22 protein-coding genes are annotated in these 24,563 nt (G+C 72.2%); 11 read left to right on the top strand and 11 right to left on the bottom strand.

The features are described 5' to 3' along the window. From J2N69_RS21805 to J2N69_RS21770, 8 genes are read right to left on the bottom strand one after another with little or no spacing between them, the layout of a single operon-like run. Window positions 1-1,995, bottom strand: a complete 1,995-nt coding sequence (locus J2N69_RS21805; protein ID WP_230902275.1) for an NADH-quinone oxidoreductase subunit 5 family protein — start codon at window positions 1,993-1,995, stop codon at window positions 1-3. Next, window positions 1,992-2,438, bottom strand: a complete 447-nt coding sequence (gene nuoK, locus J2N69_RS21800) for an NADH-quinone oxidoreductase subunit NuoK (protein WP_230902274.1) — start codon at window positions 2,436-2,438, stop codon at window positions 1,992-1,994. Before nuoK ends, J2N69_RS21805 begins: the two co-directional genes overlap by 4 nt. Further along, window positions 2,438-3,034, bottom strand: coding sequence for an NADH-quinone oxidoreductase subunit J family protein (locus J2N69_RS21795; protein WP_127910245.1), 597 nt, complete (start codon window positions 3,032-3,034; stop codon window positions 2,438-2,440). The genes nuoK and J2N69_RS21795 overlap by 1 nt, the downstream gene beginning before the upstream one ends. Beyond that, on the bottom strand, window positions 3,031-3,591 hold the full coding sequence (locus J2N69_RS21790) for a NuoI/complex I 23 kDa subunit family protein (protein WP_230902273.1): 561 nt from the start codon (window positions 3,589-3,591) through the stop codon (window positions 3,031-3,033). Before J2N69_RS21790 ends, J2N69_RS21795 begins: the two co-directional genes overlap by 4 nt. Then, window positions 3,591-4,559 (bottom strand): complex I subunit 1/NuoH family protein, encoded by a 969-nt coding sequence (locus J2N69_RS21785; protein WP_230902272.1) that lies wholly within the window; start codon window positions 4,557-4,559, stop codon window positions 3,591-3,593. Before J2N69_RS21785 ends, J2N69_RS21790 begins: the two co-directional genes overlap by 1 nt. Then, entirely contained in the window at window positions 4,556-6,178 is a 1,623-nt protein-coding gene (locus tag J2N69_RS21780; RefSeq protein WP_230902271.1) for an NADH-quinone oxidoreductase subunit C, read from the bottom strand. Before J2N69_RS21780 ends, J2N69_RS21785 begins: the two co-directional genes overlap by 4 nt. Next, on the bottom strand, window positions 6,175-6,789 hold the full coding sequence (locus J2N69_RS21775) for an NADH-quinone oxidoreductase subunit B (RefSeq protein WP_230902270.1): 615 nt from the start codon (window positions 6,787-6,789) through the stop codon (window positions 6,175-6,177). The genes J2N69_RS21780 and J2N69_RS21775 overlap by 4 nt, the downstream gene beginning before the upstream one ends. Further along, the gene (locus J2N69_RS21770) at window positions 6,780-7,169 is read right to left on the bottom strand and encodes an NADH-quinone oxidoreductase subunit A (protein ID WP_127913338.1); all 390 of its coding nucleotides are present in this window, start codon (window positions 7,167-7,169) and stop codon (window positions 6,780-6,782) included. The genes J2N69_RS21775 and J2N69_RS21770 overlap by 10 nt, the downstream gene beginning before the upstream one ends. Window positions 7,170-7,415: 246 nt before the next feature. On the opposite strand from J2N69_RS21770, the gene J2N69_RS21765 reads away from it, so the two are divergent. The 5 genes from J2N69_RS21765 (at window position 7,416) to J2N69_RS21745 (ending at window position 15,095) form a co-directional block, all read left to right on the top strand. Further along, on the top strand, window positions 7,416-8,621 hold the full coding sequence (locus J2N69_RS21765) for a sensor histidine kinase (RefSeq protein ID WP_230902269.1): 1,206 nt from the start codon (window positions 7,416-7,418) through the stop codon (window positions 8,619-8,621). A 227-nt stretch (window positions 8,622-8,848) separates the two neighbouring features. Beyond that, on the top strand, window positions 8,849-10,207 hold the full coding sequence (locus J2N69_RS21760) for a sensor histidine kinase (RefSeq protein WP_230902268.1): 1,359 nt from the start codon (window positions 8,849-8,851) through the stop codon (window positions 10,205-10,207). Window positions 10,208-11,072: 865 nt separating this feature from the next. Next, on the top strand, window positions 11,073-11,732 hold the full coding sequence (locus J2N69_RS21755; RefSeq protein ID WP_330166856.1) for a response regulator transcription factor: 660 nt from the start codon (window positions 11,073-11,075) through the stop codon (window positions 11,730-11,732). Window positions 11,733-12,109: 377 nt separating this feature from the next. Continuing rightward, the gene (locus tag J2N69_RS21750) at window positions 12,110-14,041 is read left to right on the top strand and encodes a 2-oxoacid:acceptor oxidoreductase subunit alpha (RefSeq protein ID WP_230902266.1); all 1,932 of its coding nucleotides are present in this window, start codon (window positions 12,110-12,112) and stop codon (window positions 14,039-14,041) included. Further along, a complete protein-coding gene (locus tag J2N69_RS21745; protein WP_230902265.1) occupies window positions 14,034-15,095 on the top strand; it encodes a 2-oxoacid:ferredoxin oxidoreductase subunit beta in 1,062 nt (353 codons plus the stop codon). Before J2N69_RS21750 ends, J2N69_RS21745 begins: the two co-directional genes overlap by 8 nt. A 49-nt stretch (window positions 15,096-15,144) precedes the next feature. Here J2N69_RS21745 and J2N69_RS21740 read toward each other — a convergent pair whose 3' ends face one another. Continuing rightward, window positions 15,145-15,516 carry a winged helix-turn-helix transcriptional regulator gene (locus tag J2N69_RS21740; RefSeq protein ID WP_230902264.1) on the bottom strand — a complete coding sequence of 124 codons (372 nt, stop codon included), beginning with the start codon at window positions 15,514-15,516 and terminating at the stop codon, window positions 15,145-15,147. A gap of 158 nt (window positions 15,517-15,674) precedes the next feature. On the opposite strand from J2N69_RS21740, the gene J2N69_RS21735 reads away from it, so the two are divergent. Then, window positions 15,675-16,535: an SDR family oxidoreductase gene (locus J2N69_RS21735; RefSeq protein WP_230902263.1), complete on the top strand. Its 861-nt coding sequence runs from the start codon at window positions 15,675-15,677 to the stop codon at window positions 16,533-16,535. Window positions 16,536-16,709: 174 nt separating this feature from the next. Further along, complete coding sequence (rarD, locus tag J2N69_RS21730; protein ID WP_269075622.1) at window positions 16,710-17,693, top strand: EamA family transporter RarD; 984 nt, start codon at window positions 16,710-16,712, stop codon at window positions 17,691-17,693. Window positions 17,694-17,757: 64 nt separating this feature from the next. Here the strand turns inward: rarD and J2N69_RS21725 are convergent, their stop codons facing one another. Then, window positions 17,758-18,708: an NmrA family NAD(P)-binding protein gene (locus J2N69_RS21725; protein ID WP_230902262.1), complete on the bottom strand. Its 951-nt coding sequence runs from the start codon at window positions 18,706-18,708 to the stop codon at window positions 17,758-17,760. A gap of 80 nt (window positions 18,709-18,788) precedes the next feature. Between J2N69_RS21725 and J2N69_RS21720 the strand changes: the two genes are divergently transcribed. After that, window positions 18,789-19,706 carry an AraC family transcriptional regulator gene (locus tag J2N69_RS21720; RefSeq protein ID WP_230902261.1) on the top strand — a complete coding sequence of 306 codons (918 nt, stop codon included), beginning with the start codon at window positions 18,789-18,791 and terminating at the stop codon, window positions 19,704-19,706. Here J2N69_RS21720 and J2N69_RS21715 read toward each other — a convergent pair. Further along, window positions 19,589-20,713 (bottom strand): hypothetical protein, encoded by a 1,125-nt coding sequence (locus J2N69_RS21715; RefSeq protein WP_230902260.1) that lies wholly within the window; start codon window positions 20,711-20,713, stop codon window positions 19,589-19,591. The genes J2N69_RS21720 and J2N69_RS21715 overlap by 118 nt on opposite strands. Before the next feature lie 284 nt (window positions 20,714-20,997). Here J2N69_RS21715 and J2N69_RS21710 point away from each other — a divergent pair, with 284 nt between their 5' ends. From J2N69_RS21710 to J2N69_RS21700, 3 genes are all read left to right on the top strand, one after another. After that, window positions 20,998-21,450, top strand: a complete 453-nt coding sequence (locus tag J2N69_RS21710) for a VOC family protein (protein ID WP_230902259.1) — start codon at window positions 20,998-21,000, stop codon at window positions 21,448-21,450. Window positions 21,451-21,735: 285 nt separating this feature from the next. Beyond that, entirely contained in the window at window positions 21,736-23,748 is a 2,013-nt protein-coding gene (locus tag J2N69_RS21705; RefSeq protein ID WP_230902258.1) for a hypothetical protein, read from the top strand. Between the two features lie 196 nt (window positions 23,749-23,944). After that, entirely contained in the window at window positions 23,945-24,541 is a 597-nt protein-coding gene (locus J2N69_RS21700; RefSeq protein WP_230902257.1) for a flavodoxin family protein, read from the top strand. The last annotated feature ends 22 nt before the right edge of the window (window positions 24,542-24,563 follow it).

Genomic DNA, 24,563 nt, shown 5'->3' with positions numbered 1-24,563 from the left:
TCACGCTCCGGCGGTGGCGACGAGGACGGCGGCGACGGCCAGGACGACCGTGCCTGCGAGCAGCGCGCTCAGATAGGTCTGCACGTTGCCGGTCTGCGCGCGCCGGACGGCCGCGCCGAGCCAGCGGGGTGCGGTGCCCGCGCCGCGCACGTACGTCTCGACGACCTCGCGGTCGAGGAAGCGGACGAGACGCGCGGCGGCCTGGACCGGGCGGACGAACAGGGCGGTGTAGACGGCGTCGAGGCGGAAGCCGCCGGCGGCTTGGCGGTGCAGGGGGCCGAGCAGGAGGCGGCCGGGGTCGGCCGGGTCGTGGGCCGAGGCCACGTTCCCGTAGGCGGGGGTGTGCGAGGCGATGGCCTGCGCCTCGACCTGTCCTCCGTCGCCGCCCGGGCTCACCGCGACCGCGCCCATCGGGACACGGGCGGCGAGCGCGGTGGTGTGCCGCCACGCGCCGTACGTGACAAGGCCGCCGGCGAGGGCGAGGCCCGTGCCGAGCACGGAGGTCGTCAGCGTCGGGGTGAGTGAGTGCCCGTCGAACCAGTCCGGCAGGACACCGACGGTGAGTCCGAAGGCGAGGGAGGGGACCGCGAGCACCCAGAGCACGGCGGTCATGGCCACGGGCTGCTTCCCGTGGTCGGGGGCTTCCGCTCCCCTGCCGTGGAAGGCGAGCAGCCACAGACGCGTCGCGTAGGCGGCGGTGAGGAGGGCGGTGAGCAGTCCGGCGACGAGGACGATCCAGCCGGCTGCGGTGGGCACGGAGTCGGCGTGGCCCGTGGCGGTGTGCTCGGCGGCACCGAGCACGGCCTCCTTGGAGAAGAAGCCGCTGAACGGCGGGATCGCGGCGAGCGCGAGGAGTGCCACGGTCATCGTCCAGTAGGCGTCCGGGATGCGGTCGGGCAGGCCCCGCATGCGGGACATGGCGGCCAGGGAGTTCGTGCCGGCGGCGTGGATGACCATGCCTGCCGCCAGGAACAGCAGCGCCTTGAAGGCGCCGTGGGACAGGAGGTGGAAGACGGCGGCACCGCGGTCGCCGACGGCGAGGGCGCCGGTCATGTACCCGAGCTGACCGATCGTCGAGTACGCGAGGACGCGCTTGATGTCGTCCTGGGCGAGCGCGGCGAGGGCCGAACCGGCCATCGTGGCGGCGGCCATGACGGCGAGGACGACCAGGGCCGCCCCGGAGGCGGCGAAGACGGGGAGGAGCCGGGCCACGAAGTAGACACCGGCGGCGACCATCGTCGCGGCGTGGATTAGCGCCGAGACGGGCGTGGGGCCCGCCATCGCGTCGGGCAGCCAGGTGTGCAGCGGGAACTGCGCCGACTTGCCCGCCACGCCCGCGAGGAGCAGCAGGGCGATCAGCGTCGGGTGGTCGAGCCCGCCGTCGCCGACCGCCGCGAGGATCGTCGTGATCCGGAAGGAGCCCGCGTCGACGGCGAGGGCGAACAGGCCGATCAGGAAGGGGACGTCGCCGAGCTTGGTGACCAGGAAGGCCTTCAGGGAGGCGGCGCGCGCCTCGGGCGTCTCCCAGTAGTGGCCGACGAGGAAGTACGAGCAGATGCCCATGATCTCCCAGCCGACCAGCAGCACCATCAGGTCGCCGGAGTAGACGACGAGCAGCATCGCGGAGGTGAAGAGGGAGACGAGAGCGGCGTACGAGGGGTAGCGCGGGTCCTCGCGGAGGTAGCCCGTCGAGTAGATCTGCACGCAGGAGGCGACGACGCCGACCAGGACGGCGACGAGGGCGGCGAAGCCATCGATGTGCAGGGCCAGCTCAATGGGGACCGAGCCGGTCGGGGTCAGCTCGGTCGCGGCGTCGACGGCCCGGCCGCCGCCTTGGCGGGCGGCGACGAGGACGGCCAGGACGAGTGCCGTCAGCGTGGGCAGCACCGCGAGGGGGCGTACGAGTCCGGGGCTCCGGCGGCCGAGCAGCAGGCCCGCGGCCGCGCCCAGGAACGGGAGGAGGGGGACGAGAGTGGCGAGGGTGGTGGTGGTCACGCGGTGGCCTCGGTCTTCTGCGACTGCGGTGACGGCTGGGGCGCGCGCGACGCCTGTGCCTGCTCGGCCTGCATCTGTGCCTGCTCGGCCTGCATCTGTTCCTCCTGTGCCCGCGCCTCGTGCTCCGTGGTGGGCTCGGCGGTGTCGCGGAGGGCGTCGACGGCGGAGGTGCCGCGGTTGCGGTAGACCGCGAGGACGATCGCGAGGCCGATGCCGATCTCGGCGGCGGCGATGGCGATGACGAAGAGGGTCAGGGCCTGGCCGGCGTGGAGGGAGTCGCGGAGCCAGACGTCGAAGGCGACGAGGTTGAGGTTGACGGCGTTGAGCATCAGCTCGACGGACATCAGGACCAGGATCGCGTTGCGCCGGGCGAGTACGCCGTACAGGCCGACGCAGAAGAGGAGGGCGGCGAGGACGGCGGGATAGGCGAGGTGGAGGTGCATCAGCGGTCTCCCTCCGGGGCGGGTGTGCCCTTGGCCGTCTTGCGGGACAGGACGATCGCGCCGACGAGGGCGGCGAGGAGGAGGACGGAGAGCGCTTCGAAGGGGAGCACCCAGTGCCGGAAGAGGACCGAGCCGGTCACGCCGGTGGAGCCCTGGGCGGCGCCGTCCAGGTCGATCACCGTGGTGCGGAACGCGTCCACGACGACCCAGACCAGGGCGGCGGCAGCGGCGAGGGCCACGGCGAGCGCGAGCGGGCGGTTGCCCGAATCGGCGTCCGGGGAGCGGCCGATGGGCGCCCGGGTGAGCATCAGACCGAAGAGGAGGAGGACCACGACGGAACCGACGTAGATGAGGACCTGCACCCAGGCGATGAACTCCGCGGTCAGCAGGAGGTACTCGACGGCGAGGCCCCCGAGCGCCACGACCAGCCACAGGGCGGCGTGCACCAGTTGGCGGGTCGTGACGGTGATGACCGCCGCGCCGAGCGTGACGAGGCCGACGAGGAGGAAGGCGATCTCGACGCCGGTCGGTGAGAGGAAACCGTGGTTCTCGGCGGCCGCGGCCGCCGTCGCCGCGGTGGCTGCTGCGGAGGTCACGACTCCCCTTCCCGCGGCTCGGGCTCGGGTTCTTGGGCTGCGGCGAGTTTCTCCGCTGCCTTGCGGGCGGCGGCGAGCTCCTTCGGCTCCTCGGCGCCGGGGTCGAGGGCGGGCGGGGCCGGGACCGTCCACATCCACTCGCGGAGCTTGTCGCGCTCGTGGGTGAGTTCGTGGATGTCGGTCTCGGCGTACTCGAACTCCGGGGACCAGAAGAGGGCGTCGAAGGGGCAGACCTCGATGCAGATGCCGCAGTACATGCAGAGGGAGAAGTCGATGGCGAAGCGGTCGAGGACGTTGCGGCTGCGCTCGCGGCCACCGGGGGCGGCGGGCGGCACCGTCTCCTTGTGGGAGTCGATGTAGATGCACCAGTCCGGGCACTCGCGGGCGCACAGCATGCAGACCGTGCAGTTCTCCTCGAACAGGCCGATGACGCCGCGGGTGCGGGGCGGCAGTTCGGGCTGGGCGTCGGGGTACTGCTCGGTGACGGTCTTCTTCGTCATCGTGCGGAGGGTGACGGCGAGGCCCTTGGCGAGGCCGGACCCTGGGATCGGGGGCATCAGTTGATCGCCACCTTCACGATTCCGGTGAGCGCGATCTGCGCGAGGGCGAGGGGGACGAGGGTGGTCCAGGCCAGCTTCTGGAGCTGGTCCTCACGGAGACGGGGGTAGGACACGCGCAGCCAGATCACGACGAACGCGAGGACGGCCGTCTTGAGCAGGGTCCAGACCCAGCCCAGGCCGTCGGCGCCCCATGGGCCGTGCCAGCCGCCCAGGAAGAGGACGGTGGTCAGGCCGCACAGGACGACGATTCCGGCGTACTCGGCGAGGAGGAAGAGGGCGAAGCGCAGGCCCGTGTACTCGGTGTAGGCACCGAAGATGATCTCGGAGTCGGCGACCGGCATGTCGAAGGGCGGGCGCTGGAGTTCGGCGAGGCCGGCGACGAAGAACACGAGGGCGCCGACGATCTGCCAGGGCAGCCACCACCACTCGAACTCGTCGACGATGCCGGGCAGGGAGACCGTGCCCGCCGCCATCGCGACCGAGGCGGCGGCGAGCAGCATCGGCAGTTCGTAGGCGAGGAGCTGGGCGGCGGTGCGCAGGCCGCCGAGGAGGGAGAACTTGTTGGCGCTGGCCCAGCCCGCCATGAGCGAGCCGAGGACGCTGATGCCCATGATCGCGAGGACGAAGAAGATGCCCGCGTCGACGACCTCGCCGACGGCGCCCTCGCCGGGGCCGATCGGGATGGCGACGAGTACGAGGAGGTAGGGCAGCAGGGCGATGGCGGGGGCGAGCTGGAAGACGCGGCGGTCGGCGTCGGCCGGGACGATGTCTTCCTTCTGCGCGAACTTGACGCCGTCCGCGACGAGTTGCGCCCAGCCGTGGAAGCCGCCGGCGTACATGGGGCCGAGGCGGCCCTGCATGTGGGCCATCACCTTGTGTTCGGTCTGACCGATGACGAGGGGCAGGACCAGGAACACCGCGAAGACGATGACGAGGCGCAGGGCGACGTCGAGGGCGTCGTTCACTCGGTGCCTCCGGTGCGGTCGTCGTTTGCGGGGGACGGGGTGGTGGGTGAGGTGGGGTTGGCTGCCGGGCCCGGTGCGGGGTCGGGCTTGGGGGCGGCTGCGGGCTGGTTGGGTTGCGGCTCGGGGCGCGCGGGCGCCGCAGCGGGCCGGTCGGCCTTGGGCTCGGGCTCGCGCTCGGCTGCCGACTGGTTGGCCTGCGGCTCGGGGTGTGCGGGCTCGGCCACAGGCCCGTCCGCCTCGGGCTCAGCGCGCGCGGGCGCCGCAGCGGGCCGGTCGGCCTTGGGCTCGGCTGCCGACTGGTTGGCCTGGGGCTCGGGGTGTGTGGGCTCGGTCGCGGGCCGGTCCGTCTCGGGCTCGGGGCGCGCGGGCGCCGCAGCGGGCCGGTCCGCCTGGGGCTCGGGCTCGGCTGCCGACTGGTTGGTCTGCGGCTCGGGCCGCATGGACTCCGCCACGGGCCGGTCCGCCTCGGGCTCAGGGCGCGCGGGCGCCGCAGCGGGCCGGTCCGCCTGGGGATCGGGCTCGGCTGCCGACTGGTTGGTCTGCGGCTCGGGGCGTACGGGTGCTGCTGCGGGCTGCGTGGGCTCCGCTGCCGCCCGGGCGGGCTTTGGCTCGGGACGCGTCGGCTTGTCTGCCGGGCGCTCTGCCTCCGGCTCCGGACTCTCAGGTTCCGGAGTGGTCGGGTGGGGTGGGGCGTCGAACGTCGGGCGGGCGTGGTGCCAGGGGGCGTCGGAACTGCGGGGTGGCGAGGGGCGGTTGGTCGGCGGGTCGGCCTTGGCCGCAGTTCCGCCCGCGGGCTCCGGCTCGGACACCGGTTCGCGCACCGCCTCTGCCTCAGTCGGCGTGGGCGTAGGCGTAGGCGTATCCGTCGGTCGCTGGGAGGCCGAGCCCTGGGTGACGCTGCGGGAGCGGCGCGGGGGGCGGGACGGGGCTTCCGGTTGCTGGGAGGTGGCCGGCTGGCTCGCCGAGCCCTCGCTCGCCGAGCGGGTTCGCCGTACCGGGCGGTCACCGGTCGCCGCGCGGCCCGCGCCTCGGGCCGGGCGGGTCGGGGCCGCGGGGAGCTGGCCCTTCAGGGGGCCCCACTCGTTGGGGTCGGGGACGCCGGGCGGCAGCATCTGGCGTCGCTTGGGGCCGCCGTGTTCCGACTCCCCCGGCTCCTTGGCGCCCGGCCAGGCCTTCGCGACGCGCGCCGCGAGGACAAAGTCCTTGCGCAGCGGGTGGCCCTCGAAGTTCTCGGGCAGCAGCAGCGGGGTCAGCCCGGGGTGGCCCTCGAACGTCACGCCGAACATCTCGTGGGTCTCGCGCTCATGCCAGGCGGCGCCCGCGTAGACGCCGACCGCGGAGGCGAGCACCGGGGCGTCGTGCGGGACCGTCGTACGCAGGAGGAGGCGGCGTACGGGCGCGAGTGCGACCACGTGGGCGCAGATCCGGAAGCCCGTGCCGGGTTCGTCGACCGCGCTCAGCCAGTCGAAGTAGGTGCAGGAGAGCGTGGTGCGGGCGGTTTCCAGGGCGGTCGTCCACTGGGCCGGGGGGACGTCGACAGTCAGTACGTCGTACGACTCCTCGGCCGTCGCCTCCGCGCCGAAGAGCTCCTCGACGGGGCTCGGCAGCCAGCCGGTCACCGGTCGCCCTCCCGGGCCTCGGGCGCGGACGCGGGTCCCTGGACGAGGCCGCTGCGCAGCGCCGCCGCGGAAGGCCGCGTTCCGCCGCCGTACCGCTCACCGAGCGACTCGCGGGCGATCTTCTCCTGGAGCTTGAGGATGCCCTGGAGCAGCGCCTCGGGCCGGGGCGGGCAGCCGGGAACGTACACGTCGACGGGGATGATCTGGTCGACGCCCTTGGTGACGGAGTACGAGTCCCAGTACGGTCCGCCGCAGTTGGAGCAGGCGCCGAAGGAGATGACGTACTTCGGTTCGGGCATCTGTTCGTACAGACGCTTCACGGCGGGCGCCATCTTGTCGGTGACCGTGCCGGACACGACCATCAGGTCGGCCTGGCGCGGGCCGGGTGCGAACGGGATGACGCCGAGCCGGATGAAGTCGTGGCGCGCCATCGAGGCGGCGATGAACTCGATCGCGCAGCAGGCGAGGCCGAAGTTGAAGACCCACAGGGAGTAGCGGCGGCCCCAGTTGAGGACCACCTTCATGGGCTCGGGGGCGAGGCGGGAGAGCACGCCCAGCCGCTTCGGCTCCGGAAGGTCTACGGGGGCGGGGGTCACGGGGCTCACGTCCATGTGAGGACGCCCTTCTTGTATGCGTACAGCAGGCCCACGGCGAGGAAGCCGAGGAAGATGAACATCTCCACGAGCGTCGTCGCGCCGTAGCCGGGCGCGGCGAAGACCGTCGCCCAGGGGAAGAGGAAGATCGAGTCGACGGCGAAGATCACGTAGAGGAAGGCGTAGACGTAGTAGCGGACCTGGGTGTGGGCCCAGCCCTCGCCGACGGGGTCGACGCCGCACTCGTACGTCAGGAGTTTCTCGGGGGTGGGCACCACCGGGCGCAGCAGCCGTCCCGCGCCGAAGGCGACGGCGACGAACAGCACGCCGATGAGCGCGAGCAGCCCCACGACGGAGTACGACTGGTAGTAGCTCGCCGCGACGTTCGTCACGTGCACGTCAGCCCCTTCACTCCTCGACCGCCTTGATCCTGATTCCGTACCTGCGCCTTGGCCTGTGCCTGAGCCTGTTCGACGATCTGTACGCACGGGAGTCTAGGGCCTGCTAAAGGATCGGTAAGCAGAGCGTCACTCCTCGGTCGACGTGCGCGTCACCCGCCGGTGAGGCGAGGTGGGGTTATCCCCCGGGCGGCCTGGCGGGGTTCCTCATGGCGTTACGGCGGCGCGCCCGGCACTCTGGCGCGTATGACCGTACGCAGCACCACACTCCCCCTCGACGCCGAACCGCTGCCGCCCGCGCGCTTCGCGTACGACACGCGCACGTGGCAGGAGATCACCCACCTTCTGGTGAACCTGCCGGTGGGCATCGCCGGCTTCGTCTACGCGGTGTGCACGCTGTCGCTCGGCGCCGGGCTGACGGTGACGGTCGTCGGCCTGCCGTTGCTGGCGTTGGGGCTGCTCGGTGCGCGTGCGCTGGGCCGGGCCGAGCGGGTGCGGGCGAGGAAGCTGCTCGGCGTACGGGTGGAGGAGCCGAGCCCGATGCGGGTGCCCTACGGGGGCGGCTTCTTCGGCCGGCTCTGGTCGACCCTGAAGGACCCGGTGGGCTGGCGCACGATGCTGTACGCGGTCATCCGGTTGCCGTGGGGCGTGGTCACCTTCACCGTGACGCTCGTCGGGCTCATCGTGCTCTGGCCGGTGCTGCCCTTCATCGCCCGTGGCCTGACCAACGCCGACCGGGCGATGGTGCGGGGGCTGCTCTGCCCCTCCGACGAGCTGGAGCGACGCATCGCCGAACTGGAGTCCGACCGCGGCGTGGTCGTGGACACCGCCGCCGCCGACCTGCGCCGCATCGAGCGCGACCTGCACGACGGCGCGCAGGCCCGCCTGGTCGCCCTCGCGATGGGGCTCGGTCTCGCCAAGGAGAAGCTGCTGGAGGACCCCGACGCCGCGGCCCTGATGGTGGACGAGGCGCACGGCGAGGTGAAGCTGGCCCTCCAGGAGTTGCGCGACCTGGCACGCGGCATCCACCCGGCGGTCCTCACCGACCGCGGCCTGAACGCCGCGCTGTCCTCCGTCGCGTCACGCTGCACGGTGCCGGTGAAGGTGACCGCCGACCTGCCGGCGCGTCCGGCGGCGGCCATCGAGGGCATCGCGTACTTCACCGTCTCCGAGCTGCTGCAGAACATCAGCAAGCACAGCGGGGCGCGGAACGCGAGCGTCGAGGTGTGGCGCGCGGACGACCGGCTGCTCATCCAGGTGTGGGACGACGGGCGGGGCGGGGCCCGGCTGGACGGCGGCACCGGCATGGCGGGGCTCGCGGACCGGCTCGGCGCGGTCGACGGCCTCTTCGTGATCGACTCGCCGCAGGGCGGGCCGACGACGATCACGGCGGAGCTGCCGTGGCGCGACCGCACGGCGGCGGACCGGCCCTCCGGGGCGCGCAGGGCGTGACGCCGTCCGGCCCTCCTGCCGATGGCCTCGCCCGCGCCTCCCGGAGGTAGGGAAAACCCCCGTCCCAAGACGCCGACGCGCTCCATGGCCCGGCGGCGGCGCGACCGCGAGGCTGGGAGGACGGAGAAAGGGACGGCGTCAGCACGGCTCACGGCCCATGACTGACGGCTCACGACTCACGACCGACGACTCACCACTCACGACTCACGCAGAAACGGATGGCGGCGATGGCCACGGAGTACGGACAGGGGTACGCGCAGATGGACCGGCCGGACTTCCGGGCGACCGGCGTCGGAGAGCGGCGCCACCGCCTCCCCGCGGGGCTGCGCGCCCCGATCGAGGCCCGTACCTGGAAGGAGTTCGGCTACACCCTGCTCAGCCTGCCCATCGGTATCGCGTCCTTCGTCTTCGCGGTCACGATGCTCTCGCTCGGCGCGGGGCTGCTGGTCACCTTCATCGGGGTCCCGGTCCTCGCCGGCGCCCTGGCCGGCTGCCGCGGCATCGGCGCCCTGGAGCGGACGCGGGCCCGCGGTCTGCTCGGCCTGGAGGTCGCTCCCCCGGAACCGCTGCGGCCCAAGGGCGGCGGCGCGATGGCGCTCGTCGGGGCCGTCCTCAAAAGCGGCGCGTCCTGGCGGCACCTGCTCTACTCCGTGCTGCTGATGCCCTGGTCGATCTTCTCGTTCGTCGTGGCGGTCGTCTTCTGGTCGTACGGCTGGCTGATGCTCACGTACCCGCTGTGGTTCTGGCTCTTCCCGATGTACGGCGGCCAGGCAGGCATCCAGCTCTACGGCGACGAGAACCACCGCATCTACCTCGACAACCCCTTCGAGATCGGCGCCACGGCGGCGACCGGCCTGCTGATCACGCTGGCCACGCCGTGGATCGTGCGGGCCCTGACGACCGTGGACCGGCTGATGGTGCACGGGCTGCTCGGCCCCTCGCGGCTCGCGACCCGCGTCGTCGAGCTGGAGTCGGACCGGGGCGTGGTCGTGGACACCGCCGCCGCCGACCTGCGCCGCATCGAGCGCGACCTGCACGACGGCGCGCAGGCCCGGCTGGTCGCCCTCGCCATGGACCTCGGCCTCGCCAAGGAGAAGCTGGCCGACGACCCCGAGGCCGCGGCCCGCATGGTGGACGAGGCGCACGGCGAGGTGAAGGTCGCCCTCCAGGAGCTGCGCGACCTGGCACGCGGCATCCACCCGGCGGTCCTCACCGACCGCGGCCTGAACGCCGCGCTCTCCGCGCTGGCCGCGCGCTGCACGGTGCCGGTCCAGGTGGAGGTGGAGCTGGCGAGCCGTCCGGCCGCCGCCATCGAGGGCATCGCGTACTTCACCGTCTCCGAGCTGCTGCAGAACATCAGCAAGCACAGCGGGGCGAGCCAGGCCTCGGTGGACGTGTGGCGGTCCGAGAACCGGCTGATGCTCCAGGTCACGGACAACGGCGCGGGCGGCGCCGACGTGACGGCGGGCTCCGGTCTCGCGGGCCTCGCGGAGCGGCTGGACGCGGTCGACGGCATCCTGGTGGTCGACTCACCGCAGGGCGGACCGACGACGGTCACGGCGGAACTTCCGTGGCGACAGGCGTGAGTTGCCCGGCGGCCGCGTGCGAAGTGGCCGGTCATCGCAGGTGAGTTGACCGGTCACCGCACGTGTAGTGAGCGGTCGTCGGACGCGTAGTGACCGGCCGTCGGACGCGTACTGACCGGTCGACACACGCGTACTGACCGGTTGACACACGCGAGTTGGCCCGGCGCTGTACGCGAAGTGACCAGCCGTCGCACGCGAAGCGACCGACCGCCGCGCGTGCAGTGACCAGTCGCCGCGAGCGAGTTGCCCGGCCGTCGCACGTGAGCCGCCTGGACGCCACACGCAAGTCGACCGGCCGTCGGACGCGAGTCGACCAGTCGTCGCGCGCGAGTTGACCGTTCGTTGCGCGTGAGCCGCCAGGCCGTCGCACGTAAGCCGTCAGGGCGCCGCACGCGAAGTGACCGGCCGTCGCGCGTGACCCGTCAGGACCTCGTACGCGAGCCGTCAGGACATCCCGCCCCGCCCAACCGAGCCCTCCCGCGCAAGCCAACCGAGCCGCCCACCCGAGCCGACCGGGCCCCACACGCGAGTTGCCAGGTCGTCACACCCGAGTTGGCGGCACGTCACGCCCGAGCCGACACGGCGTCACGCCCGAATTGCCCCCCCCGGAGGCCCGCCCCACCCGCGTCGGCAGCCACCCCCACCAAGCACGCCGCCCCCGCCCCGTACGCCGGACCGGGGGCGCCGCGGCGGGTGACGGATGAACCAGTCTGGCAACAGCACCGGTGGACGGCCCCGGATCGCGCGATACTGAGGTGCCGGACGCTCGGCCGACATTCCCCATGGCGAACATGGCGGACCTGTCGGACCGACGGCGGTGACATCGGCCGAGCGGGCCGGGGGGCCAAGAACAGTGGAGGACACAGTGCGGGTGGTCATCGCCGAGGATTCAGTGCTGCTCAGGGAGGGCCTGACCCGGTTGCTGACCGACCGCGGGCACGACGTGGTCGCCGGGGTGGGCGACGCCGAGGCGCTGATCAAGACCATCACCGACCTCGCGGCGCAGGACGCCCTGCCGGACGTGGTCGTCGCCGACGTACGGATGCCGCCGACGCACACCGACGAGGGGGTGCGGGCCGCGGTGCAGCTGCGGCACCGGCACCCGGGGCTCGGAGTGCTGGTCCTTTCGCAGTACGTCGAGGAGCAGTACGCCACCGAGCTGCTCGCCGGGTCGAGCCGGGGCGTGGGTTACCTGCTCAAGGACCGCGTCGCCGAGGTGCGCGAGTTCGTGGACGCGGTGGTGCGGGTGGCCGAGGGCGGTACGGCGCTCGACCCGGAGGTCGTGGCGCAGCTGCTCGGCCGCAGCCGCAAGCAGGACGTCCTGGCGGGGCTCACGCCGCGTGAGCGCGAGGTGCTCGGGCTGATGGCGGAGGGCCGGACGAACTCGGCGATCGCCCGGCAGCTCGTCGTGAGCGACGGCGCCGTCGAGAAGCACGTGAGCAACATCTTCCTGAAGCTCGGCCTGTCCCCCAGCGACGGAGACCACCGCAGGGTGCTCGCCGTCCTCACGTACCTCAATTCATGACCGGGCCGCGACCCGCCGGAGGCCGGACGGGCCAGGCGGGCCGGACAGGCCGGTCCGGGCAGGTCAGACGGGTCGGACCACACCGAAGGGACCGGACCGGACGGGCCGGAAACACAAGATCGTGTCAGGTCCGGGTCAGGGATCGGTCAGAGACAACCCGTAGGAGTCCTAGAACCAAAGGATGAGCGGGGAGCATCATCTACCAAGGGCCGGGGGAATAGGCGAACCATGGCAAACCAGGACAACAAGGCGTCTCAAAATGGCGTCCACATGACGAGCTACCCGAGGAAGGCACCCCTTACAGACGTAGGGTGGGCCTTGGGAGCGCCGGGCGTCCCGGCGTTTGCCCTCAGCCGCCTTGAGGGAGGTCCAGTTCAGTGACCAGCCAGGTCAGTAGCGAAGCCGAGCAGGCCGACGGGGCAGTCGTCGGAGAGCAACGCAAGCCCGCGGGTGGGAAAGACGTACGACGCCTGGACCGGGTGATCATCCGCTTCGCGGGTGACTCCGGTGACGGCATGCAGCTCACGGGCGACCGCTTCACTTCGGAGACCGCGTCCTTCGGCAACGACCTGTCGACGCTGCCGAACTTCCCGGCCGAGATCAGGGCGCCCGCCGGGACCCTGCCGGGTGTCTCCTCCTTCCAGCTCCACTTCGCCGACCACGACATCCTGACCCCGGGCGACGCCCCGAACGTCCTGGTGGCGATGAACCCGGCGGCCCTGAAGGCGAACATCGGCGACGTGCCGCGCGGCGCGGAGATCATCGTCAACACCGACGAGTTCTCCAAGCGCGCGATGCAGAAGGTCGGTTACGACGTCTCGCCGCTGGAGGACGGCTCCCTGGACGGCTACAGCGTGCACCCGGTGCCGCTGACCACGCTGACGGTGGAGGCCCTGAAGGACTTCGACCTCTCGCGCAAGGACGCGGGCCGGTCCAAGAACATGTTCGCGCTGGGCCTGCTGTCGTGGATGTACCACCGGCCGACCGAGGGCACCGAGAAGTTCCTGCGGACCAAGTTCGCGAAGAAGCCCGAGATCGCCGAGGCGAACATCGCGGCGTTCCGGGCGGGCTGGAACTTCGGTGAGACGACCGAGGACTTCGCGGTCTCCTACGAGGTCGCCCCGGCCGCCACGGCCTTCCCCACCGGCACGTACCGCAACATCTCGGGGAACCTGGCCCTTTCGTACGGGCTGATCGCGGCGGGCCGGCAGGCGGATCTGCCGCTGTATCTCGGCTCGTACCCCATCACGCCGGCCTCGGACATCCTCCACGAGCTGTCCAAGCACAAGAACTTCGGCGTACGCACGTTCCAGGCGGAGGACGAGATCGCGGGGATCGGCGCGGCGCTCGGCGCGGCGTTCGGCGGTTCGCTGGCGGTGACGACGACCTCGGGGCCCGGTGTGGCGCTCAAGTCGGAGACCATCGGGCTCGCCGTCTCGCTCGAACTGCCGCTGCTGATCGTGGACATCCAGCGCGGCGGCCCTTCCACCGGCCTGCCGACCAAGACCGAGCAGGCCGACCTGCTCCAGGCAATGTACGGCCGCAACGGCGAGGCCCCCGTGCCGATCGTGGCGCCCAGAACTCCGGCGGACTGCTTCGACGCCGCCCTGGAGGCGGCCCGGATCGCGGTCACCTACCGCACGCCGGTCTTCCTGCTGAGCGACGGCTACCTCGCCAACGGCAGCGAGCCCTGGCGCATCCCGGACGTGGACGAACTGCCGGACCTGCGCGTGCAGTTCGCCTCGGGGACCAACCACACCGAGGACGACGGCACCGAGGTGTTCTGGCCCTACAAGCGCGACCCGCAGACCCTGGCCCGCCCCTGGGCGATCCCGGGCACGCCCGGCCTGGAGCACCGGATCGGCGGCATCGAGAAGCAGGACGGCACAGGCAACATCTCCTACGACCCGGCCAACCACGACTTCATGGTCCGCACCCGCCAGGCCAAGGTCGACGGCATCGACGTACCCGACCTGGCGGCCGAGGACCCGAGCGGCGAGGCCCGCACGCTGGTGCTCGGCTGGGGCTCGACGTACGGGCCGATCACCGCGGCGGTCCGCCGGCTGCGCGCGGCCGGGGTCCCCATCGCGCAGGCCCATCTGCGCCACCTGAACCCGTTCCCGCGGAACCTCGGCGAGGTGCTCGGACGTTACGACAAGGTGGTGATCCCCGAGATGAACCTCGGTCAGCTCGCCACCCTCATCAGGGCGAGGTACCTGGTGGACGCGGTCTCGTACAACCAGGTCAACGGCATGCCGTTCAAGGCCGAGCAGCTCGCCACGGCTCTCAAGGAGGCCATCGATGACTGACGCCGGCAACGCACTGCTGAAGCTGGTGCCCAAGGCCGAGGCCAAGCAGTCCATGAAGGACTTCAAGTCCGACCAGGAAGTGCGCTGGTGCCCGGGCTGCGGGGACTACGCCGTACTGGCCGCCGTGCAGGGCTTCATGCCGGACCTCGGCCTGGCGAAGGAGAACATCGTCTTCGTCTCCGGCATCGGCTGCTCCTCCCGCTTCCCGTACTACATGAACACGTACGGGATGCACTCCATCCACGGCCGCGCCCCGGCCATCGCCACCGGTCTCGCCTCCTCGCGGCGCGACCTGAGCGTGTGGGTGGTCACCGGTGACGGCGATGCGCTCTCCATCGGCGGCAACCACCTCATCCACGCGCTGCGCCGCAACGTCAACCTGAAGATCCTGCTCTTCAACAACCGGATCTACGGCCTCACCAAGGGGCAGTACAGCCCCACATCGGAGGTCGGCAAGATCACCAAGTCGACGCCGATGGGCTCGCTCGACGCGCCCTTCAACCCGGTCTCGCTGGCGATCGGCGCGGAGGCGTCCTTCGTGGCGCGGACGGTGGACTCCGACCGCAAGCACCTCACGTCGGTGCTGCGCCAGGCCGCCGACCATCCCGGCACCGCCCTGGTCGAGATCTACCAGAACTGCAACATCTTCAACGACGGCGCCTTCGAGGTCCTCAAGGACAAGCAGCAGGCCGAGGAGGCGGTGATCCGCCTGGAGCACGGGCAGCCGATCCGCTTCGGCGCCGACCAGTCGAAGGGCGTCGTCCGCGACGCGCTGACCGGCGACCTGGCGGTCGTCGCCGTCACCCCGGAGAACGAACGCGACATCCTCGTCCACGACGCGCACTCCGCGTCCCCGACGACCGCGTTCGCCCTCTCCCGCCTCGCCGACCCCGACACCCTGCACCACACGCCGATCGGCGTCTTCCGCGACATCGAGCGGCCGGTCTACGACACGCTCATGGCCGACCAGCTCGACACCGCCGTCGAAAGGGACGGCAAGGGCGATCTCGCCGCCCTGCTCGCGGGCGGCGACACCTGGACGGTCGTCGGCTAGCCCGGCCCCGCAGCCGCCGGCCTTCTCCCGGGGCCCGGTCCTGAACCCCTCAGGACCGGGCCTCGTCGTATGCCGTGCGCGCCTTCTGCACGTCGGCCATGCGCCGCTCCGTCCAGGTCGCGAGGCCCCTGACCTGCGCGGCGGCCTCGCGACCGAGGTCCGTGAGGGAGTAGTCGACGCGGGGCGGGATGACCGGCTTGGCGTCGCGGTGCACCAGGCCGTCCCGCTCCAGGGTCTGGAGGGTCTGGGTCAGCATCTTCTCGCTGACGCGGCCGATGGCGCGGCGCAGCTCGCTGAAGCGGTAGGAGCGCTCTTCGAGGGCGATCAGAACGAGGACACCCCACCGGCTGGTGACGTGCTCCAGGACCAGCCGGTACGGGCACATGTCCTCGTCACCGGGCTTTTCCTTACTTACGGCCATACCAGTACCTTACTTCAAAGTGGGTACTTACGGATAGTTAGTGCCGGGTCTAGGGTGAGTGGCATACCACATGAGGGCGTACCACATGGGGGCGTACCGCATGAGGGCGGCTGAATCGCCGCACCAACGCTCAACCAGCCACATCAGGAGCATTCAGCATGAGCATCGTCGTCACCGGAGCCACCGGACACCTCGGCCGCCTCGTCATCGAGGGCCTCCTCGCCGTCGGCGTCCCCGCCGCGGAGGTCGCCGCGGTGGTCCGCGACAAGGACAAGGCCGCCGATCTCGCGGAGCGCGGCGTCGAGCTGCGGATCGCCGACTACAGCGCCCCCGAGACCCTGCGGGGCGCCTTCGCGGCGGGCGACCGGGTCCTGCTCATCTCCGGCAGCGAGGTCGGGCAGCGCGTGCCGCAGCACCGCGCGGTGATCGACGCCGCGCGCGAGGCGGGCGTCGCGCTCCTCGCCTACACGGGCATCCTCGGCGGGCCCGACGCCGACTTCGACCTCGCGGCCGAGCACAAGGTGACCGAGCGGCTGATCCTCGACTCGGGCCTGCCGTACACCTTCCTGCGCAACGGCTGGTACCACGAGAACTACACGGAGCACCTCGCCCCGGTCCTCGCACACGGCGCCGTCGTCGCCTCCGCGGGCGAGGGCCGCGTCGCCTCCGCCGCGCGCGCCGACTACGCCGCGGCCGCGGTCGCCGTGCTGACCGGCGAGGGCCACGAGGGCAAGGCGTACGAGCTGAGCGGCGACGTCGCCTGGTCCATGACCGAGTACGCCGCCGAGGTCGCCCGGCAGAGCGGCAAGGACATTGCCCACACGAACGTCCCCGCCGAGCAGCACCTGGCGATCCTGACCGGCGCCGGCGTGCCCGAGCCGATGGCCGCGATCCTCGTGGACGTGGACGCGGCGATCGCGCGCGGCCGCCTCGCAGGCACCAGCGGTGACCTGGCACGACTGATCGGCCGCCCGACCACGCCTCTCGCCGACGCGGTGTCCGCGGCGCTTCGGGGCTGAGGCCGGGGCCGGCGTCGGCGACGCGCGGCGGGGGGCGCCGGGGTCAGCGGGGCGGCCTGCGGCAGACGCGCCGGGCTGTCATGAGTGTTCCTGGCATACGGGCATGACAGCCGAGGCCTTTCGGCGCTACCTTCGGTCTGGCAGTGTCGGACTGCCGCGCAAGGAGGAGGGGCCGTGGACAGCGGAGCAGCCGGGCAGTCGAGGAGCGAGCAGCGCATCGGGTTGCTGAACGGCTTCGCGGCCTACGGGATGTGGGGGCTCGTCCCCCTGTTCTGGCCGCTCCTCAAGCCGTCCGGGGCTGCCGAGATCCTCGCCCACCGCATGGCGTGGTCCCTGGTCGTCGTGGGCATCGCGCTGCTCTTCGTACGGCGCTGGGGTTGGGCGCGCGAGTTGATCCGCCAGCCGCGGAGGCTGGGTCTGGTGGCGGTCGCCGCGGCCGTCATCACCCTCAACTGGGGCGTCTACATCTGGTCCGTGAACACCGGCCATGTCGTCGAAGCCTCGCTCGGGTACTTCATCAACCCCCTGGTCACCATCGCGATGGGCGTCCTGCTGCTCGGCGAACGGCTGCGACCCGTCCAGTGGACGGCGGTCGCCGTCGGGCTCGCCGCGGTCCTCGTCCTCGCCTTCGGCTATGGGCAGCCGCCGTGGATCTCGCTCTGCCTCGCCTTCTCCTTCGCCACGTACGGCCTGGTGAAGAAGAAGGTCAACCTCAGCGGACTGGAGTCGCTCGCCGCCGAGACCGCCGTGCAGTTCCTGCCCGCCGTCGGCTACCTGGTGTGGCTCGGCGCGCAGGGCGAGGCCACGTTCGGCACGGAGGGCGTCGGCCACGCGGCGCTGCTGGCCGCCACCGGGGTGGTGACCGCCGCTCCGCTGGTCTGCTTCGGAGCGGCGGCGATCCGGGTGCCGCTCTCCACGCTGGGGCTGCTCCAGTACCTCGCGCCCGTCTTCCAGTTCCTCCTCGGCATCCTGTACTTCCATGAGGCGATGCCGCCCGAGCGGTGGGCGGGCTTCGGTCTCGTGTGGCTGGCGCTCTCGCTGCTGACGTGGGACGCGCTGCGGACGGCCCGCCGCAACGCGGTCCGGCTGGCCGCCGCCCGCCAGGCCGCGACGGCCGGCCCGCCCGCCGTCCAGGGCGAACGGGAGCCCGCGGTCTGACACCCGGCGCCGGCCCCGCCCCCCTCATCTCTTTCCATCTCTCTTTCCATCTCTCTTTCCCTGCCTATCCCCAGGCGCCCGACTCCGCGGCCCTCTTCGCGTACTCCGTGAAGTCACGGGCCTCCCGGCCGAGGACCTCACGGACCCCGGAGACCGGCGCGCAGTTGTGGCCCCCGGCGAGGAACGTGAGCACGGCCGCCAGCGAGCGGGCGGCCTCCTCGGGCGCGCCCCGCCCTATCAGCTCCGCCACGTACGCCTCCTCCGTGACGTGCTCGAACCGCATCGGCCGCCCCGACGCCTTCGCCATCTCCGCCACCGCCTGGGCGAACGTCAGCGAGCGGGGCCCGGAGAGTTCGTACGTACGGCCCGAGTGGCCGTCCTCGGTGAGCAGGACGGCGGCCACCTCCGCGATGTCCTCCACGTCGATGAACGGCTCCGGCACGTCGCCGACGGGCAGTGCCAGACGCCCTTCGAGCAGGGGCTCGTGGAAGACGTCCTCGTCGAAGTTCTGCGAGAAGTTGTTCGGACGGATCACCGTCCAGTCCACGCCCGCCTCGCGGACCACACGCTCGGCCTCCGCCATGGACGGCTCGAAGGAGTCGCCGTAGACCTCGATGCCTCTGCCGGACAGGACCACGAAGCGGCGCACTCCCGCCGCCTGGGCCCGGGCGACGAAGTCGGCGATCGGCTCGGGGTCGGGCGGACCGACCAGGTAGAGCGCGCCCACACCCTCCAGGGCGGGACCCCACGTGGCCCGGTCGGACCAGTCGAACGGCGTCTCCGCGGTCCTGGAGGCGGCCCGCACGGTGTGCCCGGCCGCGCGGAGCCGGGCGACGACACGGCGGCCGGTCTTGCCGGTGGCGCCGAGGACGAGGATCGGAGCACCATCGGTAGGCGTCTGGCCCTGTGCGGTGGCGGATTGCTGCTGCTGTGCGGGCCGCCGGCCCTCCGAGGGCTGCTGCTCGGTCTGGTGGGTCTGCTGGGCCTGGTGATTCGTCTGCTCGTTGCTGGTCATGGGTTCAGCCAACCTCCTTGGCGAGTCAGGGAGCATGGGCATCCGTCTCGAAGGGATGGGCGTCCGTCTACCGTTGGGACATGGACGCTCTGGGGGATCTGTTGCGAGGGGTGCGCGCGGACGGCGCGCTGTTCAACCGGACGGTGCTGACGCGGCCTTGGGAGACGCGCCGCGCCGAGGGAGCCGCACTCGAACTGATCACGGTGGTACGCGGCTCGGTCCGCGTCTCCGTGGCGCCGGACGAGACGCGAACCCTGCGTGAGGGCGGCGCCGCGATCGTGTGCACGAAGGCGCCGTTCACCCTGGCCGCCGCCGGGAACGAGTGCGAACTGGTCAGCTGCTCCTACCAGTTGGACAGCTCCGTCGGACGACGTCTGATCAGTACGCTCCCTCCTCTGCTGGCCGTCCCCTCCGGAGAGGAGTGCATGCCCATCGTGGAACTCATCGCCGCCGAGATCGCCGCCGACCGTCCCGGGCGCCAGTACGTGATGGACCGGATGCTCGACTGGATGCTGGCCTGCACCCTGCGCGAGTGGTTCGACCTGCCCGAAGCCTGCCCTCCCGCCTGGTACCGCGCGCTCGGCGACGATGTCGTCGGCCCCGCCCTGCACGCCATGCACGACGAACCCGCGCGCCCTTGGACGGTGGCGGCGCTCGCCGCGCGGGCCCAGGTCTCCCGCGCGGTGTTCGCCAGGAACTTCACCGACCTGGTCGGCAGGCCCCCGATGGCGTACCTCACCGAGTGGCGCATGACGCTCGCCGCGGAGCTGCTCGCCGAGCCCGGCGCGACGGTCGCCTCCGTGGCCGGGCAGGTGGGCTATGCCGACGGGTTCGGCTTCAGCGACGCCTTCAAGCGCATCAGGGGCATCGCACCGAGCGCCTACCGTGCCTCGCTGACCACGGGCAAGACGGGTGCCTCGCGGACGGCGGACACCGCGGGCGCCTCGCCGGCCTCGGGCAACGCGGCCTCCGGTCCGGCGCTCCGCGTGGCGGGCTGAGCCGCGAGGAACGCGGAGACCACCCAGAGCAGCCCCAGATCGATGCCCAGCTCGATCACCGCGGCGAACTGGTCCGCCGTGAACTTGAATATCTGACCCACCAGGATGTCCACGAGCAGCGCCGCCTGGAAGAGCCGCAAGGACGCCCTCCGGTCACCGCGCAGACGTATCAGTCCGGCGAGGCCCAACGCGGCCGAGGCCACCTCGGTGAGCGCGACGGCGAGGTGGGCGCCCGGCTGCGGCTCCCGCGCCAGCTGCCCGCCGAAGAGGTCCATGGACATCCAGACGGCGAACAGCAACGCCTCCGTCAGCAGGCAGAGCACGGCCGCCCCCAGCACCACCCGGGTACGCGCCAGCCACCGCAGCGCCCGCCCCGCCCCGTCCGCCCAGGTCCGCCACCGCGCGGGAATGGCCGGCGGGCGCTCGGGAACGACGGTGAGCAGCCGGACCAGCGCCGCGTCCACCTCGCGGTCCGAGCCCTCGACGAGGCGTATCGCCGCCCGGCGCTGCTCGGCCGTGAGGCCCGTGGTGACCCCCGTGAGGGCGTGGTCGGCGGCGTTCGCGGTGCGCTGCCGGGCGTCCAGGGCCGAGGGATCTGCCGCGCGGCCGCGTATGAGGTAGGTGAGCAGGAGGAGCAAGGCGAAGCTCGCGTAGATGATTCCGGCGGCTGGTCGGTAGAAGTACCCCGGTTCGTCCGTGATCTGCTTGCCGACCTCGTCGATGAAGAGCCCGAAGCCGACGCCGCCCACGACGGCGCCCGCGAGCCGGGCCGCGCGGCCGAGGAAGCCGAGCGCGAGCAGGATCGCCGCCATCATCAGGAGCCCGCCCCAGAGCATGTGGGCGATGTGCAGCCGGCTGTCACCGCTCCCACCGAGCTTCGGATAACCGGCCATCGCCAGGAAGGCGCGGGTGGCGAGGACCGTGCCGGCGCCGGTCAGCGCGAAGGCGTTGACGTAGACGGCGGCGTCCGTGGCGTGCACGAACGTGCGGCGGCTGCGCGGTTTCAACGTGCCCTCCCCCTCCCCTTGACCCTTGCCCCATGCCCTTGGTCCCTTGCCCCCTGATCACTTCAGGACCGAATCGCCTGTGACGACTCCACGGCCTTCCATGACCACGCGAGGTTCTCCGTGACCCCTCCAGCATGACGACCCGGGCGCCTCCCCGCGATCCGGGAACACCCCGAGCCGACCCCCAACCTCCCCCTAGGTGACGCGAGTTCGCACGCGGCCGGGCAAAGCGGCATCTCCACTCTTAGTAACTGACCCTCCCTGTAACCGATATAACTGGTTACATGACCACTCTGCACTGGAAGCTCGTCGTCGACGCCACCGACCCGCACGCGCAGGCCACCTTCTGGGGCGCAACGCTGGGGTACGAGATCGAGGACAACAGCGCGCTGATCGGCCGCCTCCTCGACCTCGGCGCGGTACCGGAGGAGGCGACCGTCGAGTTCCGCGGCCGCCGCGCCTGGCGCGACCTCATCGCCGTACGGCACCCCGACGACCCGTACGAGGAGGAGACCGGCGTGGGCCTGGGCCGCCGGATTCTCTTCCAGCGCGTGCCCGAGGCCAAGACCGGCAAGAACCGGCTGCACCTCGATGTGCACTCCGAGGCCGGGCGCCGCGACGAGGAGGTCACCCGTCTGGAGGCGCTGGGCGCCTCCGTGACCCGGCACGTCAAGGAAGCGGGCGGCGAGTGGGTGATCATGACCGACCCGGAGGGGAACGAGTTCTGTGTCCACTAGGGGCGGCGGCCCGGCGGTGGCAAGCTGGCCGTGACGTCTCCCTGGCCCCTCGGGCCGCAGGGGGACGGTCCTGCCAGCCTGCCTGCCCCACTTGCTGCCAGCGTCGAGGAGGCCGTTCCTTATGGTCCTGCCCGGTATGACCCTGAGGTTCCCCCGCCCCACCGCGCACGCGGCCGGCCACGCCCCTCGGTACTCGCTGCTTCCGGGCGCCGCGTACGCCCGACCAGGGCTTACGGAGATCGGGGACAGGCCGGTGGAGGGGCTGAGCGCGGCGGCGAAGACACGGTGAGCGAGCGAGGAGTCGCACGCCACCAGGCCACCACGAACGCCGGCGGTCCGACGCCACCACCCGCACTCTCCGCGTCCGGCAAAGCCTCCGGGGACCTTCCCGACACGGCTCCGGTGGGCCACCCGCCCGACGACGAGGCGGGCGGCGACGACGCGGTTGGCGAAGCCGCGGCTGACCGAGTCACGGCCGGTGAGGCCATGGTCGGCGGCGGCTCCGCGGTCGACGGCTCCGACCGGCCAGGCGGCTCCGCCACCGCGCCCGGCGGAGCCTCTGCGGACTCGGCCCGCCGATACGGCGCCCACCACGCCCACGCCCGCCACGCCGACCCCGCACGCGGCGCCCCCGGCCCCGCCCGCACCCCCAACCCCGACTCCACCCCCAGCGCCACGCCCAGCTCCCCCGAGCCCGGTCCCGCCCCCAGCCCCGGACCCGACCGCGAGCGCCTCGCCCACCGCCTCCTCCTCGCCGTCTGCTGCGCCTTCGCCCTGCTGTCCTGCGTCCTCGTGCCGCTCACGCTGCCCCTCGGCTGGGACGAGCTGGTCTACGCCAGCCGGTACTCGCCCTACGCGCCCGCCACGCCGTTCAGCGCACCCCGGACCCGCGGCGTGCCGTTCCTCATCGCTCCCGTGGCCACCTGGAGCGACTCCGTCGTGCTGCTCAGGGTGTGGCTGACGCTGCTGGCGACCGCCGCCCTCTACCTGGGGTTCCGCCCCTGGTTGCGCGCGGCCCGCCGGCCCTGGGCGGCGCCCGTCGCCGCCGCGCTGTACGGCAGCCTGTGGATCACGCTCTTCTACGCGAACGAGGCCATGCCCAACCACTACACGGCCATGGGCGCCGTCGGCGCGGTCGGGCTCTTCCTGTGGCCACGGCAGTCCCTCCTGACCTGCACCGGTATCGCCGCCGGTATCGCCCTCGCCACGCTGATGCGGCCCAACGACGGCTTCGCCATAGGGCTGCCGCTCCTCATCGCCGCCCTGCTGTTCCCCGCCTGGCGCGGACGACGCCGCGTCCTCGCGGTGCTCGTCGGGCTCGGGGCGGGCGCCCTGCCCTGGGCCGTGGAGGCGTACGTCCGTTTCGGCGGGGTCCTCGAACGGCTGAAGGAGGCGAGCGAGGTGCAGGGCGATCTGCGTCCGCTGCTCTCGTTCGTCCACCACCTCACGGTCATCGACGGGCCGCTGCTCTGCCGCCCCTGCGACAACGACAGCGTGCGGCCGGTGGCGGCGGAGTGGTGGGTGCTGCTGGCGCTCCTGGTGGCGGCCGGCCTGTGGGCCCTGCGCCGCGCGGGGGGCCGCGAGGAGGCCCGGCCCACGCCCCACCCGGCCGGGCCTGCCGCCCCGCCACCCGCATCCGCCACAGCCCCGGCCGGGCCTGCCTCGCCGCCACCACCATCCGCCACAGCCTCAACCAGATCTGCCGCGCCGCCACCGCCACCCGTCGCCCCAGCCCCGCCAACCCCGTTCCGCGACGCCGTCCTCGCTCTCGTCACGGGCCTGGCCATCGCCCTCCCGTACTTCGTCCTCGTCCCCTACGCGACCCCGCGGTTCCTGCTCCCGACCCACGCCCTGTTCGCCCCCACCGCGGCCATCGGACTCCTCGCCCTGCTCCGCCTCGCGCGCGCGGTCCGGCCCCGGTGGGTCGGCGTCGTCGTACCCGCGCTCGTACTCGGCGGCCATCTCACCGTCCAGGCCGCCCTCGCCCACGGCAACGCCAAGATCCAGGGGGACGCCCGCCGCGACTGGGCGCGGATCGCTGAGACGCTGGAGCAGCACGGCGTCGGCAACGGCACGAGCCCCGGCACCGCCGCGCCCTGCCTCCTGAACGGCAACACCTCCGTCATCCCCCTGGCCCACACCGCCGGCTGCGCCCCCGGCGGCGGACTCGACGATCCGCGCCGCCCCACTGCCCTCGTGATGCGCAGGGCAGCACCCCCGGAGTGGGCCCGCGACTGGCCGCGCCACACGGTGCCCGACACGTATATGCGCGGATGGGCCATCCACGTACGTCCCTGAAGCGGGGCGCGCACCTCTGACGCGGCACCCACCCCTGAAGCCAGGCGCCCCGGGCGCTGCGCGGCCGGTGACCCCATAAACCCTGGACGGAACTGAATGCACATGCATATAGTGCACGCGCACGCAGTTGTGGCAGCGATCAGTCAGCCCGGCGCCCCTGCCTCACGCGCCGGGCCACCTCCAGGGGGAGACTCTTATGACCCGCAAGTTCCTCTTCGTCGTCGGCAGCGCCCGCCGCGAGGGCAACACCGAACTCCTGGCCCGCAAGGCCGCCGAGCAGTTGCCCCCGGACGTCGAACAGCGCTGGATTCACCTCGACGATCACCCACTGCCCGACTTCCAGGACCTGCGTCACGACGACACCCGCCCCCGCGCCCTCCCGCGCCCCGAGGGGAACAACGAGGCGCTGCTCCTGGACGCCACGCTCGACGCCACCGACATCGTCATCGTGTCGCCGCTGTACTGGTACTCGGTGTCGGCCACCGTCAAGCGGTACCTCGACTACTGGGACGCGTGGCTGGAGACGCCGGAGATCGACTTCAAGGACAGCCTCAAGGGCCGCACGCTGTGGGGCGTGACGGCGCTCGCGCACCGCGAGGAGGAGGTCGCGGCCCCGCTGGTCGGCACGTTGAACCACACCGCCGCCTTCTTCCCGATGCGCTTCGGCGGCGTCCTGCTCGGCAACGGCACCCGGCCCGGCCACGTCCTGGAGGACTCCGAGGCCCTGGCACGCGCCAAGACGTTCTTCGCCCAGGAGCCGCCGCTCGCCCGCTACCCGTACGACAAGGACTGAGGACGACAAGGACTGAGGACGA

The organism is Streptomyces huasconensis (assembly GCF_021028635.1).
GTDB classification, from domain to species: domain Bacteria; phylum Actinomycetota; class Actinomycetes; order Streptomycetales; family Streptomycetaceae; genus Streptomyces; species Streptomyces huasconensis.
The sequence above is the reverse complement of the archived record's forward strand: the minus strand, read 5'-3'. Positions and strand labels throughout refer to the sequence as shown.

Bases quoted from the DNA above. Each gene is read 5' to 3' on its own strand.
- J2N69_RS21735 (WP_230902263.1), top strand. From the start codon at position 15,675: ATGAGCATCGTCGTCACCGGAGCCACCGGACACCTCGGCCGCCTCGTC.
- J2N69_RS21740 (WP_230902264.1), bottom strand. From the start codon at position 15,516: ATGGCCGTAAGTAAGGAAAAGCCCGGTGACGAGGACATGTGCCCGTAC.
- J2N69_RS21790 (WP_230902273.1), bottom strand. From the start codon at position 3,591: ATGCCCCCGATCCCAGGGTCCGGCCTCGCCAAGGGCCTCGCCGTCACC.
- J2N69_RS21700 (WP_230902257.1), top strand. From the start codon at position 23,945: ATGACCCGCAAGTTCCTCTTCGTCGTCGGCAGCGCCCGCCGCGAGGGC.
- J2N69_RS21745 (WP_230902265.1), top strand. From the start codon at position 14,034: ATGACTGACGCCGGCAACGCACTGCTGAAGCTGGTGCCCAAGGCCGAG.
- J2N69_RS21775 (WP_230902270.1), bottom strand. From the start codon at position 6,789: ATGGACGTGAGCCCCGTGACCCCCGCCCCCGTAGACCTTCCGGAGCCG.
- J2N69_RS21720 (WP_230902261.1), top strand. From the start codon at position 18,789: ATGGACGCTCTGGGGGATCTGTTGCGAGGGGTGCGCGCGGACGGCGCG.
- nuoK (WP_230902274.1), bottom strand. From the start codon at position 2,438: ATGCACCTCCACCTCGCCTATCCCGCCGTCCTCGCCGCCCTCCTCTTC.
- J2N69_RS21760 (WP_230902268.1), top strand. From the start codon at position 8,849: ATGGCCACGGAGTACGGACAGGGGTACGCGCAGATGGACCGGCCGGAC.
- J2N69_RS21710 (WP_230902259.1), top strand. From the start codon at position 20,998: ATGACCACTCTGCACTGGAAGCTCGTCGTCGACGCCACCGACCCGCAC.
- J2N69_RS21765 (WP_230902269.1), top strand. From the start codon at position 7,416: ATGACCGTACGCAGCACCACACTCCCCCTCGACGCCGAACCGCTGCCG.
- J2N69_RS21725 (WP_230902262.1), bottom strand. From the start codon at position 18,708: ATGACCAGCAACGAGCAGACGAATCACCAGGCCCAGCAGACCCACCAG.